The 15,140-nt window shown below is 70.4% G+C and carries 15 protein-coding genes; 10 read left to right on the forward strand and 5 right to left on the reverse strand.

The genetic code is table 11. From position 1 onward, the window contains the following. The first annotated feature begins 37 nt into the window (after positions 1-37). Both ABEA67_RS03105 and ABEA67_RS03110 read left to right on the forward strand, forming a co-directional pair. Positions 38-241 (forward strand): helix-turn-helix domain-containing protein, encoded by a 204-nt coding sequence (locus tag ABEA67_RS03105; protein ID WP_345460706.1) that lies wholly within the window; start codon positions 38-40, stop codon positions 239-241. Positions 242-272: 31 nt separating this feature from the next. Then, positions 273-992 (forward strand): serine/threonine-protein kinase, encoded by a 720-nt coding sequence (locus tag ABEA67_RS03110; protein WP_345460709.1) that lies wholly within the window; start codon positions 273-275, stop codon positions 990-992. On the opposite strand, the gene ABEA67_RS03115 is transcribed toward ABEA67_RS03110, so the two are convergent. After that, positions 984-2,051 carry a phosphotransferase enzyme family protein gene (locus ABEA67_RS03115; RefSeq protein ID WP_345460712.1) on the reverse strand — a complete coding sequence of 356 codons (1,068 nt, stop codon included), beginning with the start codon at positions 2,049-2,051 and terminating at the stop codon, positions 984-986. The genes ABEA67_RS03110 and ABEA67_RS03115 overlap by 9 nt on opposite strands. Next, a complete protein-coding gene (locus tag ABEA67_RS03120) occupies positions 2,048-2,173 on the reverse strand; it encodes a hypothetical protein (protein ID WP_345460715.1) in 126 nt (41 codons plus the stop codon). The genes ABEA67_RS03115 and ABEA67_RS03120 overlap by 4 nt, the downstream gene beginning before the upstream one ends. A gap of 63 nt (positions 2,174-2,236) precedes the next feature. Between ABEA67_RS03120 and ABEA67_RS03125 the strand changes: the two genes are divergently transcribed. Continuing rightward, positions 2,237-3,223, forward strand: coding sequence for an ion channel (locus ABEA67_RS03125; protein WP_345460718.1), 987 nt, complete (start codon positions 2,237-2,239; stop codon positions 3,221-3,223). 167 nt (positions 3,224-3,390) lie between these two features. On the opposite strand, the gene ABEA67_RS03130 is transcribed toward ABEA67_RS03125, so the two are convergent. Both ABEA67_RS03130 and ABEA67_RS03135 read right to left on the reverse strand, forming a co-directional pair. Next, positions 3,391-4,122 carry a DivIVA domain-containing protein gene (locus ABEA67_RS03130; protein ID WP_345460721.1) on the reverse strand — a complete coding sequence of 244 codons (732 nt, stop codon included), beginning with the start codon at positions 4,120-4,122 and terminating at the stop codon, positions 3,391-3,393. Then, positions 4,119-4,793 (reverse strand): YggS family pyridoxal phosphate enzyme, encoded by a 675-nt coding sequence (locus tag ABEA67_RS03135; protein WP_345460723.1) that lies wholly within the window; start codon positions 4,791-4,793, stop codon positions 4,119-4,121. The genes ABEA67_RS03130 and ABEA67_RS03135 overlap by 4 nt, the downstream gene beginning before the upstream one ends. Before the next feature lie 314 nt (positions 4,794-5,107). On the opposite strand from ABEA67_RS03135, the gene ABEA67_RS03140 reads away from it, so the two are divergent. The 5 genes from ABEA67_RS03140 to ABEA67_RS03160 all read left to right on the forward strand — a co-directional run bounded on the left by ABEA67_RS03140 (position 5,108) and on the right by ABEA67_RS03160 (position 12,391). Further along, positions 5,108-7,639: a BamA/OMP85 family outer membrane protein gene (locus ABEA67_RS03140; protein ID WP_345460726.1), complete on the forward strand. Its 2,532-nt coding sequence runs from the start codon at positions 5,108-5,110 to the stop codon at positions 7,637-7,639. 457 nt (positions 7,640-8,096) lie between these two features. After that, complete coding sequence (locus ABEA67_RS03145; RefSeq protein WP_345460729.1) at positions 8,097-9,647, forward strand: Rqc2 family fibronectin-binding protein; 1,551 nt, start codon at positions 8,097-8,099, stop codon at positions 9,645-9,647. 158 nt (positions 9,648-9,805) lie between these two features. Beyond that, on the forward strand, positions 9,806-10,168 hold the full coding sequence (panD, locus tag ABEA67_RS03150; protein WP_345460732.1) for an aspartate 1-decarboxylase: 363 nt from the start codon (positions 9,806-9,808) through the stop codon (positions 10,166-10,168). A gap of 293 nt (positions 10,169-10,461) precedes the next feature. Beyond that, a complete protein-coding gene (locus ABEA67_RS03155) occupies positions 10,462-11,826 on the forward strand; it encodes an HD-GYP domain-containing protein (protein ID WP_345460735.1) in 1,365 nt (454 codons plus the stop codon). Position 11,827: 1 nt separating this feature from the next. Then, a complete protein-coding gene (locus tag ABEA67_RS03160) occupies positions 11,828-12,391 on the forward strand; it encodes a type I phosphoribosyltransferase (protein ID WP_345460738.1) in 564 nt (187 codons plus the stop codon). Here the strand turns inward: ABEA67_RS03160 and ABEA67_RS03165 are convergent, their stop codons facing one another. Then, positions 12,392-13,300 carry a carbohydrate kinase family protein gene (locus ABEA67_RS03165; protein ID WP_345460741.1) on the reverse strand — a complete coding sequence of 303 codons (909 nt, stop codon included), beginning with the start codon at positions 13,298-13,300 and terminating at the stop codon, positions 12,392-12,394. Positions 13,301-13,417: 117 nt separating this feature from the next. On the opposite strand from ABEA67_RS03165, the gene ABEA67_RS03170 reads away from it, so the two are divergent. After that, positions 13,418-14,332, forward strand: a complete 915-nt coding sequence (locus ABEA67_RS03170; RefSeq protein ID WP_345460744.1) for a histone deacetylase family protein — start codon at positions 13,418-13,420, stop codon at positions 14,330-14,332. Between the two features lie 131 nt (positions 14,333-14,463). Beyond that, positions 14,464-15,096 (forward strand): Crp/Fnr family transcriptional regulator, encoded by a 633-nt coding sequence (locus tag ABEA67_RS03175; RefSeq protein WP_345460747.1) that lies wholly within the window; start codon positions 14,464-14,466, stop codon positions 15,094-15,096. The last annotated feature ends 44 nt before the right edge of the window (positions 15,097-15,140 follow it).

Consider the following 15,140-nt stretch of genomic DNA (forward strand, 5'->3'; position numbering starts at 1 on the left):
GCCTTCGGGTGGCCCCGCGTGCTTTTCGGAGGTTCCCTTGACGCTCACCGAACAGTTCCAGACGCTCCCGAAGCTCCTGAAAGTCCGCGAGGTGGCGGACTTCACCGGCACCCACGAACGCACCGTCCGCCGCTGGATCCGCGACGGCCGCCTGGCTGCCGTCGAACATCCCAGCGGGCTGCGGGTGCCCCGGCGCTCGCTGTGGCGCTTCCTGGGTCTGGATTTTGGCCTGAGCGCCTGACCCCGAGCACCTGGGGGCTATCCTGGGGCCGATGCCCGAGCACCCGCAGGAGGCCCGCCCCGTGACCCTCGCCGCCGTGCGGGAGGCCCTGGACCGGGGGGACGAACGGGCAGCCCTTGCCGCCCTGCATCTCCTGTCGCCGCTCCCGGACGAACAGAAAGAGGCGGCAGGGCTGGCCCTTCACCTGGGGCAGCCCACCCTGACGCTTCGCTGGGTGGGTGACCCCCTCACACTTGCGGCGGCGCACCTGCGGCTGGGGCAACCCGGCGCGGCCCGCAGCGTGCTGGACGGCCAGCCGGACGCCGCCCGCCCCGCGTTGCTGCGTGCCCGCGCGGCCTGGCAGGCTGGGCAGCCGGCCGCGCTGGACCTGGCCCGGCATGCCCTCACCCTGGCCCGCGCGGAAGGGGACGCCGGGGCGCTGGTGGCCGCCGCGACCCTGCTGGGAGAGCAACGACTCGGCACGGATGCGAAAGCCGCCCTCCGCACCCTGGCCGAGGGGCTGAAGGTCGCGGAACTCACCGGGCAGGAGGCCGACGCGCACCTGCTGGCCGTTCTCGCCCGGGCGCAGGCGGCGCTGGGCAGCCGGGACAAGGCGGGGCGCACCGCGGCCAAGGCGCTGGCCCGCAGCCTGCCGCGCAGCCCGGCCCGCGTGGCCGCACTGCTGGCCCTGGGCCGCGAGGAGGAAGCCCGCGCGGAAGCGGCGGCAGGCGAACTGGGGAAAGTGTGGTGGAAGCTGCCTGCGTCAACGTAGGCCGCTGGCCGCCCAGGCCACCTGGAACGGCACGTAGGGTGGCGGGGCGATAGAGCATTTGTCAAAAAGAGACCTTCTTTTTGACCGAGCGAAGCGAGTGAAATAAGGAGAGCGTTTGGGAGAATGGAGCCGTTGGAGGCGTTTTTCCTCCAACGGCGTAATTCGGACAAATGCTCTAAAGCGGCGTGGGCCGGGGTTGCCCTCCCTGTACACGCTCTCGTAGGTCCAGACGTTGCGTTCCTGCAAGGTGGCGTAGAGGGCCGCGCCGTCCGCCAGTTCGTCTTCCGGCAGGGGAAGGCGTTGCCGGTAGCCCCCCAGAAACGCGCCGGACAGGGCCGCGTCCAGCCTCAGGCTGAGGTGCAGGCAGCGCACGACCTCCCAGGCGCGGGGGGCTAGGCGGGTCTGTTCCCAGTCGATCAGGGCTGCGGGCCACCCGGCCCCGAAGAACACGTTTCCGTCGTGGTAATCCCCGTGCAGGAAGCGCGGCGGGAAGGCGGGGAGGGGGTCCGGCAGGGCCGAGGCCCGCAGGTGCGCCAGCCGCTGCCGGGTCCGTTCCAGCGCCCAGCCGTCCACCTCGTCCGGCTGTGGGAGGGCCAGGAGGATGGCCTGAATCTGCTCCAGCCGTTCCCGCGTGTGTTCCAGGCCAGCCGCACGCAGCGGCGGCACCCCGAACGGCACGCGGGTGGGCAGGCGATCATGCACGTCGGCCAGGAAGGAGCCGAGGGCCTGCGCGTGCGCGGGGGTCAGGGCAGCGCGCGGCACAGGCGCACCCGCGGCGACCGGAAACAGGGCGGCCAGATGCGTTCCCATCTGTGCCACTGTCCCGCCCCCACGGGCGGCGAGGGGAACGGGCGTCGGCAGGCCCGCCCGCGCCGCGACCGCGATGGCCGCGTGTTCGCGCTCGGCCCGTTCCCGGTCGGGGCTGCGGTACACCCGCAGATGAAGCGGCCCTGTGTCCGTCATGACCCGGAAGGCCCCGTTGATGCTCCCGCCGCCCAGGGGGTGCATCGTCTGGACCCCTCCCACGTCCCAGACTCCCATGAGTTCTTCGGGGGTCATCCCGGCACCCCCTCCAGCGCCCGCAACCCGCAAATCACGAGGCCAGCCGCACGGGCAGGGGAGATGGGCCGCGCATAAAGGCGGGGGCCTGGAGGCGGCAGGGCGTCTTCGGGCAGGAGCATGGGCACAGGCTAGAGCAGGCCCGCGCGGGGGAGCGGGGCACGTCCTCTGCCAGAATGCCCCGCATGCTGCGTTCCCTGCTGTGGGTGCCCGGAGCGTTCCTGATTGTCACCGTGCTGTTCGACCTGCTCGCCAGCAGTATGCAGACCGGTGAGGGGCACCTCTCGCGCCTGATTCACCGCCCCCTGTATGCCGTAATGCAGGGCGCGGCCCGGCTGCTGGGACGGCGCATCCTGGCCTGGAACGGCATCGTGATGGTGGTCAGCACGCTGCTGGCCTGGGTCCTGCTGTCGTGGCTGGGCTGGGCGCTGGTGTTCTGGGGGGGGCCGGGGTCCCTCGTCGGGGCCTCGACCGGCACGCCCGCCGACCTGTGGGACGTGCTGTATTTCGTGGGCTACACCATGTCCACCCTGGGTCTGGGCGACCTGAAGCCGGTCTACACCGGATGGCGCTTGCTGACCGATCTGACCGCCCTCGACGGCTTTGTCCTGATCACGTTCGCCATCTCGTTTATCGTGCCGGTCGCCCAGACGCAGGCGGGGCAACGCGGCCTGGCGCTGCGGATTCACCGTCTGGGAGGCAGCGCGCAGGGCCTGGTCGTCACCGCCTGGCACGACCACGTCAACGGAACGCAGGGCCTGGTGGACGACCTGGCCGCCAGCCTCAACGCCCTGGATGCCCAGCTCAAGAACACGCCCGGCCTGTACCGCTTTCATGAACGCCAGCCCGAGGAATCGATCGACCTGGCCCTCCCGGCCCTCGACGAGGCCCTGAGCCTTATCGAATACGCGCTGGACGCCCCACCCCCCAAGGGCCTGCGGGCCGTGCGCGCCTCCCTCTCCAGCCTGCTGTCCACGTACTGCCGGGTGCATCTGCGGGTCCCGGCCCAGGCACCGCCCCTGCCCGACCTCGCCCCCCTGCGCGCCGCCGGGCTGCCCCTGCGCCCGGACGCGGAGGTCCAGGCGGCCTTTGCCACGCTGGAAGCTCGCCGCCGCACCCTGCGCAGCATGGCCGAACGCGCCGGATTCGCCTGGTCGGACGTGGAAGCCTGAGCGCCTGCGGCGTTCCCCTCCCTTGCGGAGCTGTACCCGTCCCAGGCTCCCCCGCAAGGGAACTCGCAGAGCTGCTGGCAGAGGGTTCTACGGCTGGACGAGAGAGCCAGCCAAGCTCTTGAAGCCGGCTCGCCGGGCAGGTGGGTCCCGGCGGGCCGCGCCTCCGGTCACACGAACTGCTGCTCCTCGACACGGGTGGGGGCGTCCAGGGGCAGGGCCGCGCCTGCGCCGGGCAGCGACAGGTCGTCGCCGGCGGGCAGGTGGCGGGCGCTGAGTTCGGTAAAGGACTGCATCAGGGCGCGGTACTGGCTGACGAACTGGGTGTATTCGGCCCGGACCACGCTCAGGCGGGCGGTGAGGTCCGCGTGCCGCTCGTTGAAGGCGCGGTCGAGGTACACCGTGCGCTCGGCGTGGGCGCGGTCGCGCTCCAGGGTGAGCTGGTGGTGGTCGCGTTCGAGGTCGGCGAAGCGGCCCCGGAAGGCGGCCTCCAGCTCCTGCATCCGCACCTGATGCTGGGCCTCGAGTTCGGCCATCCGCGCCTCGGCGTCGCGGTCGAGCACCTCGCGGCGGCTCTGCGCCTGCTCGATCATCAGCTCGCACTGGCGGGTCGCGTTCTCGCGCAGGTCGTGGCCGATGCGCTCGGCGGCCACCACCGCGCGGCGAATCTCGTCCTCGGCCTGGCGGCGCTCGTCGAGTTCGCGTTCGAGGTCCGCCAGGCGGGCGCGCAGGTCCTGCCGTTCGCGCAGCAGGGCCTCGACCTGATCGGCCACCTGCCCCAAAAAGGCGCGGACGCCGGCGCGGTCGTACCCGCCGGGGCGGCCCGGAAACTGGCGGTGGCCGATGTCCAGCGGCGTGAGGGACGAATGGGTGGGGGCCTGCTCTGTGGGGGTCTGGCTCATGTGAAGAGACTCCTTCCGACGCGCACCAGGGTCGCGCCACTCTCGACGGCGAGGGGGTAATCGTTGCTCATGCCCATGCTGAGTTCGGCCAGGCCCAGGTCGTGGGCACGCCGGGCGGTGTCCACAAAGACGCGCCGGGCCGCCTCCGCGTCACCCTCGGGAGCCATCACCATCAGCCCCCGCACCGTCAGACCTGTTTGCATCACCTCAGCGTAGACGTTGCGGAGGTCCTGCGGGTGAATGCCGTGCTTCTGCGCCTCGCCGTTGTGCAGTTGCAGCAGCACGTCGGGCGCGCGGCCCCACTTCGCGGCGGCGTCGGCCAGCGCCCGCGCCTGCCGCACCTCCTCCAGCCCGTGGATGAGGCTCACCGGGCGCATGTACTTGACCTTGTTCAGTTGCAGTGGGCCGATGTAGTGCCACTCGACCTCCGGGAGCTGTGCCCCAGCAAGGTGCTCCTCAGCCAGCTGGGCCGCCTTGTCACGCAGTTCCTGGGCGCGGCCCTCGCCCAGCGGGAAGCCGCCCGGCTGAAGGTCCGTATGGGCCAGCACCTGCTCGCGGATGGCCTCCAGGTCCTGCCCCTTGGTGACGGCCACCAGCCGGGCACTGCCGGGGGCGCGGCCCGCCCGCTGCTCGGCGGCGCGGATGCCGGCCAGCACGTCCGGCAGGCTCACTTGACCTGTTCCCTTCCGGCAGACGCCGCCGGCCTTGACCGCCCGCTCATCTCCCGCCTCTCCCGCTGTGCATCACGCCGGGCATTGTGGCCTGTCCAGGCTCCCGGCTCAAGTCGGGCACGGCATGAGGCCAGGGCAGGGCCAGAGGTGGAGGCCGCGTCAACATTCCTTCACCCTTCTCAGGACCTGAGCAGGAAAGGTGAGACAGGGCACTTGCCAGGGGCGGCCCCGCCGGTCTGATGGCCCGGACGGCACTGTCAGAACCGTCAGAACGTTGCGGGAAGCTTCCGCACCTGTGCCACACTAGGAGACGCATGCGACACCCCCACACCCTCGCCCTGACCCTTTTCCTCGCGGCACCGGTCGCCCTTGCGCAGCAGGCCGGGACCGTGCAGGACGTGGTGGTCAACGGCACCAGCGATCTGCTGACCAACTATCTCAAGGCCACCCTGAACGTGCAGCCCGGCACCGCGCTTTCCAGCGTGAACCTGCGGCAGGTCGAACAGGAGGTGCTGGCGACCGGCTACTTCAAGACCGCCACCGCCGAACTGCGCACCCTGGGCGGGCGCGACACTCTGGTGATCACGGTGGCCCCCAACCCCACCATCAGCACGGTGGACGCGACCGGCCTGACCTTCCTGCCCGCCGACGCCTTTAAAAAGAGCATCGCCGAACTGCTGAACATCGCGCCCGGAGCCACGCTCAACACCCAGCGCCTCGATCAGGCCAGGGAGGCCCTGGCGCAGAACTACCGCGCCGAGGGCTTTCCCTTCCTGCCCAGCATCAGCGCGACCACCAAGACCAACAAAGATGGCACCGTCGGCGTGAGCTTCGTGGTCGACGAGACGGCCCCGCTGCGGCGCGTGGAGGTCGAGGGCGTGAGCCTGCTGCCCGCCCAGACGGTCACCAACATCTTCAAGCCCCTCTACGACGCCAAGAAGTTCACGGTGCCCGCCTACTACAACGCGGTGCAGCAGCTCCAGCAGGCCTACGACGCCGCCGGGTACGTTCAGAGCGGCGTAAACACGCAGGGCACCACCCTGGAAAACGGCGTGCTGAAGGTGCGCGTCGTGGAGGGCCGCGCCGCCAGCGTGAACTTCGACGGGATTGACGCCGCGGGCGTGACCCTCCAGACCAGGGCGGGCCAGCCCCTCTCGGTCGAGCGGCTGCGTGCCGACGTGCGCGCCCTGTCCAACAAGACGGGGATGCCGGTGGGCTTCGCGCTTCAGGCCGACCCCCAGAACCCCGGTCAGGTCGCCGTGTACTTCGGCGCGGCGGACGTGAAGAGCGGACCGGTCAAGCAGATTGTCTTCAAGGGCAACACCAAGGTGCCGAGCGCCACCCTCGCGGCGGCCATCAAGACCAAGGTCGGGGACGTGTACTCGCCGCAGCTCGCGCAGGAAGACTTCCTGGCCGTGCGCGACGCCTACCGCAAGGCGGGCTATGAAATCAGCACCCGCGACGCCATCGCCTTTAACGAGGGCACCCTCACCTTCAATGTCCGCGAGGTGCGCCTGACAGGCTACGAACTCCAGTGGCAGGGCAAGCACAACACCAAAGACCGCGTGGTTCTGCGCGAGCTGCCCGCCGCCGGGGGCCTGTTCAACCTGACCGACCTGCGCGCCGGGCTGGCCCGCGTGAGCCGCCTGGGCTACGTGCAGGTGGTCGGGGAGAACGTCCGCAGCGACCCGCAGAACCCCGAGAACGTGACCTACGTGCTGACGGTTGCGGAGAGCAACCAGGGCATTCCGATCAGCCTGGGCCTCCAGTACGACAGCATGACGGGCTTTGCCGGGGACGTGGCCTACAGCAACCCCAACGCCTTTGGCCTGGGCCACAACTTCGCAGTCAGCGCGGGCGCGCAGCAAAACGATGCCGGGCAGAACCTGGTCGGGAACGTGTCCTACACGGTGCCCTGGCTGGACCTGAACTTCCTGGACTTCCGCACCAACCCCACCAGCCTCAGCGCCAACGTGGGCACGGCGGTGGCGGGCAACCTCGCCGTGATGGACAAGAGCAGCGGGACCGCCGTGGACACGGGCCGCCAGTACACGGTACGCACCAGCGGCTTCAGCGTGCGCGCCGGGCGCAACATCACCCAGAACCTGTCGGCCTCGCTGGGCACCGGCTTCAGCTACCGCACCTACTTCCTGGAGCCGCTCAAGAACGACGAGAAGAGCAGCTACACCGACGAGCAGGCGGGGGCGCTGCTGACGCCGACCACCCGCACCACCAGCTTTAGCGGCAGCCTGAACTACGACACCACCGACAACCCCGAGTTTCCCAGCCGCGGCGTGCGCGCCAACACCGACGCCTCGTACAACTTCGGCGCTTCGGGCAGCACCCCGGTCGGCTGGACCGACGTGCAGGGCGGCGTCAGCACCTACCTGGGCCTGGGCCGCACCCTCGACAAGGGCCTGGGCGTCCAGACCCGCCAGCAGGCCATCGCCGTGCGCGCCAACGCCGGGACCATCGGCGGCACTGCGCCCAGTGGCACCGGTTACTCCGTGGGCGGCGGCAGCACCCCGGCGGCGGCCTACCAGATTCGCGGCCTGGAGAACAACCAGCTGTTCGGCACCAACTACTTCACCGCCAGCGCCGAGTACCGCTACGACTTCAACCTCACCAACTCCTTTACCCAGGGGCTGTACGGTGTGGTCTTCGCGGACGCGGGCGACGCCTGGAACAGCGGCGAAAACTTCAGCCTGAACTACGGCGTGGGCGCGGGCGTGCAGCTTAACCTGGGCCTGGGCGGCGCGCGCCTTCCCAGCCTGCGCTTCGACTACGGCTACAGCCCCCAGAACGGCACCGGCAAGTTCTACTTCCGCATCGGGCAGTTCTTCTAAAGCGGGCGGAAAGGGGAGAGGTGGGCTTCCTGCGGGGGCCTGCCTCTTTTTTGGCTCGCGGGCTGAGCTAGAATCACGGTGTCCCACTACGGGACGGGGTGCATGACAACCGGGAGGGGAGGCGCAACACGGGATAACGCGAAAGCACCCGGAGTTGCGTTCCGGGTGCGGAAAGGAGGTGAATCCTTATGCCTAAACATCGTAAGGATACACCCAAGCGCCCGCGAAAGCCAGTGAAGATGAGTGAGGTCGCCGTGATCATTGCGGCGCTCGGCACTTTCCTCACCGGCCTGGCGGCGCTCCTGCACGCCCTGAAGTAAGCCTCTCTCCCCCGGTTGTTCCCCTTCTTTCAGACCCACTTTCCGCCCAGGTTCGGGCGGTTTTTTGTTTCCCTCCTGCGCACCCGCTACCATGCCCGGATGAACTGCGACCGACTGCCCCCCCCCGAGGACCGCGCATGGAAGGGCTGATGCTGGCGCGGGTGCTGCGTGATCTCGCGCCGCACCTGCCCGCCCGCACGCTGGGCTGGGTCTTTCCCGACGAGACGACCGCCGCGCTGCTGCTCGACGGGGTGGGCAACCTGGTGCTGAGCTACCGCCCGCCGCAGCCGGTGGTGTTCGTGTCGCGCGAGCGGCTGCGCGGTGACCCGCACAATCCCTTTCAGCGCTTCGTGGCGAACCGGGTGCGCGGCGACCTGGTGGGGGCCGAGCAGCTCAAGCTCGACCGGGTGTTCATGCTGCACTTCGCGGGTGAGACGGGGTTCGTGGACCAGCCCCCCACCCGGCTCCTGTTCGAGGTGACGGGCCGCAACGCGAACGTGCTGGTCTTGGAGGAGGGCGAAGGCTCCCAGGGCCGCATCCTCCAGGCCGCCCGCGAGATCACCGGCAGCCGCAACCGCTTCCGCACGGTGCGCAGCGGCGGGGTCTACACGCCGCCGCCACCCTATGAAAAGCTCGACCCCCGCACCCTGACGGAAGAGGATGCCCAGACCCTGGCTTCCCTCCCCATCGGCCGGTGGCGTGAGCGGCTGGACGGGCTGGGGCCGCTGCTGGGCGCTGAACTGGCCCGCCGCGCGGAGCTGGCCCCGTCCGAGGCCCCCGCCGAACGCTGGCCGCAGGCGCTCGCCGCCCTGCGCTCGCTGGTCACGGACCCCACTGTCAGCGAGGGCGTGATGCACGAGGGCGCGCGTGAGGCCGCCCGTCAGGAAAAGGCCGCGCAACTCCGCAAGGCGTTGCGGGAGCCGCTGGAAAAGCGCCTGACCCTCCTCCAGAACCAGCTCGGGGACGTGACCCGTGCCGAGGCGGGGCTGGACGCGGCGGCCCAGGACCGCACCGAGGCCGACCTGCTGATGGCCTATGCGCATAGCGTCCCGCCCGGCGCGGCCTCCGCGTCGCTGCCCGCCTTCGACGGCAGCGGGGAGGTGCCGGTCGCCCTGGACCCGCAGCTCAGCGCCGTGCAGAACGCCGAGAAACGCTATACCCGCGCCCGTCGCCGTGAGGACGTGTACGAGCGCCTGGCCGAGCGCGAGGGCAGCCTGCTCACCGAACTGGCCGAGGCCCAGGAGCGCCTGGATCAGCTCGACGCCGCCCGTCTGGAAGACCTCGAAGCCCTGACCGCGACCCTCCAGGCCGAGCGGCCCGAGAAAAGCCCCTACGGGATGCGCTTCACCACCCCCGGTGGCTTCGAGGCGCTGGTGGGCCGCAACAATAAGGAAAACGCTGCGCTCACGCACCGGCTGGGGCGCAGCCTGGACTACTGGTTTCACGCCCAGGGCTATCCCGGCAGCCATGTCCTCGTGCGCAGCGGGGGGCGTGACCTGGCCCTGCCTGACATTCTGTATGCCGCGCAGCTCGCCGCCGCCCACAGCAAGGCGCGCGGCAGCAGCAATGTCCCGGTGGACTACACCCGCATCAAGCATGTCTGGCGGCCCAAAGGCTCCCCTGCTGGACAGGTGCATTACACCGACCAGAAGACGGTGTTCGTGGACGGGGTGCTGCCGGAGGGGTAGGAGGCTGTGAGCCGTGAGCTATGGGCCATGAGAAAGATGGCTCACGCCAAAAGCGGAAGCGTCCGGGTGCCCGTTCATGGCTCACCGCTCATAGCTCATGGCCCAATCAAGCTCTCCGTCACCTCCCCCCACCTCCCGGCCGCGTAGAATCCGTGGCTGTGGAACGCATCATGTTCAGGGCCAAGATTCACCGCGCGACCGTCACACAGGCGGACCTCGACTACGTCGGGAGCGTCACCATCGATCAGGATCTGCTGGACGCGGCCGACATCCTGGTCAATGAGCGCGTGGACATCTACAACATCACCAACGGCAACCGCCTGAGCACGTATGCCCTCAGCGGGCCGCGGGGCAGCGGCGTGATCGGTATCAACGGGGCCGCCGCCCACCTGATGCGCCCCGGCGATATGGTCATCATCGCCGCCTACGGCAACTTCAGCGAGGAGGAAGCCCACACCCTGGAGCCGCGCGTGGTGCTGGTGGACGCCAAGAACCGGATCATGGACCTCCAGCCGGCCTGAGCGCCGGGGCAGGTCAACGGGCGGCGGGGAAAGCGTCACGCCATTTTCCCCGCCGCCTATGCATTTATTTACCCTGCTACTTAACGCCCTTCACATCATATTTTCATCAGAAAAGGTTCTTAGAAGACAGCAGCTCCTCAAGCGAAGTCCAGTTCCTTTCCAGGCAGCGAACCGGAAAGCAGTAAGAAGTCTGTCAGTTTTTCATTGTAGGAGCGCCGCAACGTTGCTGGCCGCCTCGCAACAATTAAGGCCGCTCTCTTTAGAAAGCCTTCATTTGGTGCTAGACTCCCCCTGTGTTCCGACTGCCCATCTGGTCATCTCTGTGTGTGGTTCTGGGGATAGGCGCGCTCGGCTACGCCGCCTGGGCTGGGCAGCAGGGGCTGCTGGCAGGAGCGGCCCTGCTCCTGGCGGTTGTCACGGCTGCGCCGGGGGGGGTGCTGCGCTGGCTGGCACTGGTCGCGTACCCGGCAGCGTTTATCGCGGCGCTGGCGCTGCACCGGGGGCAGGCGGTGCCGGGGCTGCCGGAGTTGCTGGGCGCGCTGCTGGTGCTGGGCATGCTGGGAGTGCTGGTGCTGCGGGGGCAGGCGGCGGGGGCCGAACTCGCCTGGGCGCGGCGGACCATGCAGGCCCTCCAAATTGGCAGCGAGCGGCTGGGTGAGGCCCGCGACGAGGGGGGCATCGTGAAGGCGGGGGTGGACATTCTCGCCCGGCTGAATGTTGCGCCGCACCTGGCCTTTGTGGCCTACCGGCAGGGCACGCCCCGGATTCTGGGGGCGCGGGGGGCCTTCGAGTGGTACCTGGGCCAGCCCATCCAGCCCACCGACGACGACAGCCGCAGCGTGCAGGCCGACCACTGGGTCGCCGAGGAGGTGCTGCTGCTGCTCAAGCGCGAGGACCGGCCTCACCACCACGTGGTGCCGGTATATGACCGCGCCGAGCGGCATCTGGGCCTGCTGATTCTGGCGCGGGCCGACCGGCCCTTCGCGGAGGAGGAGACGGCGGTGGTCGCGGCCTTTGCGCGGGTGCTGGGCGCGCAACTCGGGCAGTGGCAGGCCATCCGTGACCTGCACGACGCCAACGACCTCACCCTGCGCTCGCTGGGCGCGGCCCTGGAGCACCGCGACGACGACACCGGCGGCCATACCCAGCGGGTGGTGGACATCAGCGTGCAGGTCGCCCGGCGGCTGGGCTGGGACGAGGAGCGCGTCAAGGCGCTGCGCTGGGGCGCGTACCTGCACGATCTGGGCAAGCTCGCCATTCCCGACCGGGTGCTGCACAAGGTCGGCCCGCTGGACGCGGCGGAGCGCCGGATCATCCAGAGCCACACGACCGTCGGGTACGACATGCTCCAGGACCTGCACTTCCTGCCCGCCGAGACACTCGACCTGGTGCGCTACCACCACGAGCGCTGGGACGGCAGCGGCTATCCGGTGGGGCTGCGCGGCCAGAACATCCCCGACGCCGCGCGGCTCTTTGCCATCGTGGACGTGTACGACGCCCTGACCAATGCCCGCCCCTACAAGCCCGCCTGGCCCCGCGAGCAGGCCCTCACCGAGATTCGCCTCCAGGCCGGACGGCAGTTCGACCCCCAGTATGTCGAGGCCTTCCTGCGCCTGATGGCCGAGGCCCGTCCTGACGACGTGTCGCTGGTGCGCTGAGATGGCCTCGGAAACGCCCGACTGGCTGCCTCCCCTGCGCCGCGCGGGCCATACCGCCTTTCGCAATGGCCTGCACGGCGACGGCTGGCTGGAAAAGGGGGAGGTCATGCGCGACCCTGTGCGGCTGGACCGCCTCGCCTCCCGGCAGGCGGCACAGCTTGCCGCGGCCTTTCCCGGCGCGACCCTGCTGGCCGGGGCCAGCCAGTGCGGCGCGGTCCTCGCCACCTTCGTGGCGCGGCACCTCGCCCTGCCGGTCGCCTTCCTGAACGTGGAGGGAGAAGGCGCGGCCTTTCACCGGATGCACCTGCCCGCACCGGGCGAGCGGGCCGTGCTGATAGACGACCTCGTCTGCACCGGCAACGATGCCCGCCGTCTGGTGCGTGGCCTGCGGGAGCATGGCCTGGAGGTACTGGGGCTGAGCGCCTGGCTGATTCGCCCGGAAGCGACCCTGCCGGACGTGGCGGCGGTCGCCCTCGCGCCGCACCCCTTCCGCACTTTCGCGCCCGAGGGCTGCCCCCTCTGCGCGGCGGGGGAACCCCTGGACTGGACGGGCGTTCGGGAGTAATCAGCCCGGCAACGCCGCCAGGTCTTCCGGGGTAGGCGCATAGGCACCGGGGCGGGCACAGGCGGCAGCGGCGGCCCGCAGCCCCAGCCGCAGGTGCTCGGTCCACAGCGCGTCGGGGTGCTGGGTCGCGCTGACGAGCAGGCCCGCGCACAGCGCGTCCCCCGCCCCCACGGTGTCGGCCACCGGTACCTGCGTGGCAGGCAGCTCCACCCGGCCCGCCGATTGGTACAGGGTCGCCCCCCGCGCCCCGCGCGTGATCACGATGGGGCAGCGGGCGTTCAGGCCCCGCAGGTGCCGCAGCGCGTCCGCCTCGGAGAGTGCCGGGAAGAAGAAGCGCAGGTCCTCGTCGCTGAGTTTCAGCAGGTCGGCGCGGCGGGTGACGGCCTCGAACACGGCCGGGTAGTCCGGGTGGCGGTGCGTGCTGCGGGCGTTGGGGTCGAAGCTGAGCTTCACGCCCGCCGCCCGCGCTGTTTCAATCAGCGCCAGCAGCCGGTCTGCCAGCGGCCAGCGGCTGAGGCTGATACCGCCCACGTGCAGCCAGCGGGCCGCCTGGGTCCAGCCTTGCGGCAGCCGCGCCGGGTCGAAGTGCAGGTCGGCGCTGTTCTCGCCCAGAAAGCGGTAGGCGGGAGGGTCGAGCCGGTAGACCACCGCCAGCAGCGTGGGCTGGGGCGAGCGCTGGAGAAAGCGCAGGTCCAGCCCCGCCGCCTCGCTCGCCCGCCACAGGTCCTCCCCGAAGTTGTCCTCTCCCACGGCCCCCGCGAAGGCCGTGGGCACCCCCAGCCGCGCACACGCCCGCGCCACGTTCCAGCCCGCCCCGCCCGGATGCGCGTGCCAGATGTTCTCCCCGGCGGTCACGAGGTCAGTCAGCGCCTCCCCGGCGCTCACGATCAGGGGCAGCGGCGTGGTCATGTCCGACAGAGTAAGGGAGAGCCGTTGCAGGGGCACGGACTGTGCAGGTCTGGGCTGTTCAACCTTTGAGTGACCTCGCCCGCTCTCCTGCCCCGCCGCCTGCGCCAGACTGCACCCGTGACCGACCCCGCCTCCTTCCGCCACCCCTTCCGGGCCTATACGCCTGCCGCGTACACCTTCCCGCTGCCGGAAGGCCACCGCTTTCCGGCCTACAAATACGCGGGGGTCGCCCAGCGCCTGACGGGGCGGCTGCCCATGCTGGACACTCCGGCGCTGCGCTGGGCCGACGCCGCGCGCGTGCATGACCCCGCGTGGCTGCGGCGCTGGCGGCGCGGGGAGGTCACGGCGAGTGAGGAACGCGCCTTCGGGCTGCCCTGGAGTCCGGGGGTGGTCGAGCGTGCCCGCCGCGCGGCGGGTGGCAGCCTCGCGGCCCTGCACGACGCGCTCGCGCACGGCTGGGGCGCGAATCTGGCGGGCGGCACGCACCACGCCTTCCGCGACCGTGCCGAGGGCTTTTGCCTGGTCAACGACGCGGCCATCCTCACCCACCTGGCGCTGGAGGAGGGCCTGGCGCGCCGGGTGGCGGTCCTCGACCTCGACGTGCATCAGGGCAACGGCACGGCGGCGCTGCTGGCGGGCGAGACGCGGGCCTTCACGCTCAGCATTCACGGCGAGCGCAACTACCCCTTTCGCAAGGAGACGAGCGGCCTGGACATCGGCCTGCCCGACGGCGTGACCGACGCCGAGTACCTGGAGGTGCTGCGGGCGCAGGCGCTTCCTGCGCTGGAGGCCTTCCGCCCGGAGTTGCTGCTGTACCTGGCCGGGGCGGACGTGCTAGCCGGGGACCGCTTCGGGCGCTTCGCGTTGACGCTGGACGGCGTGCGCGAACGCAACCGCGCCGCGCTGTCCTGGGCGCGGGGTGCCGGGGTGCCGGTGGTCACGATGATGGCGGGCGGGTACAACCGCGACCACACGCTGACCGTCGCGGCCCATGCCAGCGTCGTGGAGGACGGCCTGGAGGTGTTCGGCTGAGGGCAAAGCTCAGGCTTGCGCGGCCCTTCACAAAGTGCCCGCCGTACGCTTGAACCTTGAACAGGGCTTGTACAGTCCGGACAGCTTCGACCCCGCCCGCCTCCCCTCCACCTCCCCTTCAGGAGCGCGTCATGACCCTGCACACCCGCCCGATTCCCACACCTGACCTCTCCCGCCGTTCGCTGCGGCGCGGCGAGACGCTCTACTACGCGGGCGACCCGGCCCCCAGCCTCTACCGGCTGGAAAGCGGCCTGCTGCGCGCGGTGCGCCTGACCCCCCAGGGCCGCACCCTGACCGTGCGCCACATCCGGCCCGGCGACGTGTTCGGGGAAGAAACCCTGCACCGGACGGTGCGCGGCCACCAGGTCACGGCCCTGACCGACGCGGCCCTCACGGCCCTGCACCCGCAGCACCTGAGCCAGGCCGAGCTGTGGGACATCACCCTCAGCCTCAGCACCCAGCTTCAGCGCATGATGACCGACGGCGTGCATATCCAGGACGGCGAACTGCGCGAGCGCATCGCCCGCTACCTGCTGAACCTGGCGGATAGCAGCCTGGGCGGGGCGCACCGCGACGGCACCCGCTATGTCCGCGCCACCCACGAGCTGATCGCCGAGGGCACCGGGGCCACCCGCGAGAGCGTCTCCAAGCTGATCGGCGAGATGCGCGACGACGGCCTGCTGACCCCCGCCTACCGCTGCCTCACGCTGACGGACGAGGCGGGGCTGCGGGCGCTGGCTGGGGTTGTGGGTCGTGGGCTGTAGGTTGTAGGCAGCAGGAGCAGGAGCCTGCGCCAACGCCTCCCACA

It is taken from the genome of Deinococcus carri, from assembly GCF_039545055.1.
Classification (GTDB): Bacteria; Deinococcota; Deinococci; order Deinococcales; family Deinococcaceae; genus Deinococcus; species Deinococcus carri.

Excerpts from the sequence above, each read along its gene's own strand:
- ABEA67_RS03110 (WP_345460709.1), top strand. The coding sequence starts at position 273 with ATGCCCGAGCACCCGCAGGAGGCCCGCCCCGTGACCCTCGCCGCCGTG.
- ABEA67_RS03115 (WP_345460712.1), bottom strand. The coding sequence starts at position 2,051 with ATGACCCCCGAAGAACTCATGGGAGTCTGGGACGTGGGAGGGGTCCAG.
- ABEA67_RS03120 (WP_345460715.1), bottom strand. The coding sequence starts at position 2,173 with ATGCTCCTGCCCGAAGACGCCCTGCCGCCTCCAGGCCCCCGCCTTTAT.
- ABEA67_RS03125 (WP_345460718.1), top strand. The coding sequence starts at position 2,237 with ATGCTGCGTTCCCTGCTGTGGGTGCCCGGAGCGTTCCTGATTGTCACC.
- ABEA67_RS03130 (WP_345460721.1), bottom strand. The coding sequence starts at position 4,122 with ATGAGCCAGACCCCCACAGAGCAGGCCCCCACCCATTCGTCCCTCACG.
- ABEA67_RS03140 (WP_345460726.1), top strand. The coding sequence starts at position 5,108 with ATGCGACACCCCCACACCCTCGCCCTGACCCTTTTCCTCGCGGCACCG.
- ABEA67_RS03145 (WP_345460729.1), top strand. The coding sequence starts at position 8,097 with ATGGAAGGGCTGATGCTGGCGCGGGTGCTGCGTGATCTCGCGCCGCAC.
- ABEA67_RS03160 (WP_345460738.1), top strand. The coding sequence starts at position 11,828 with ATGGCCTCGGAAACGCCCGACTGGCTGCCTCCCCTGCGCCGCGCGGGC.
- ABEA67_RS03165 (WP_345460741.1), bottom strand. The coding sequence starts at position 13,300 with ATGACCACGCCGCTGCCCCTGATCGTGAGCGCCGGGGAGGCGCTGACT.
- ABEA67_RS03175 (WP_345460747.1), top strand. The coding sequence starts at position 14,464 with ATGACCCTGCACACCCGCCCGATTCCCACACCTGACCTCTCCCGCCGT.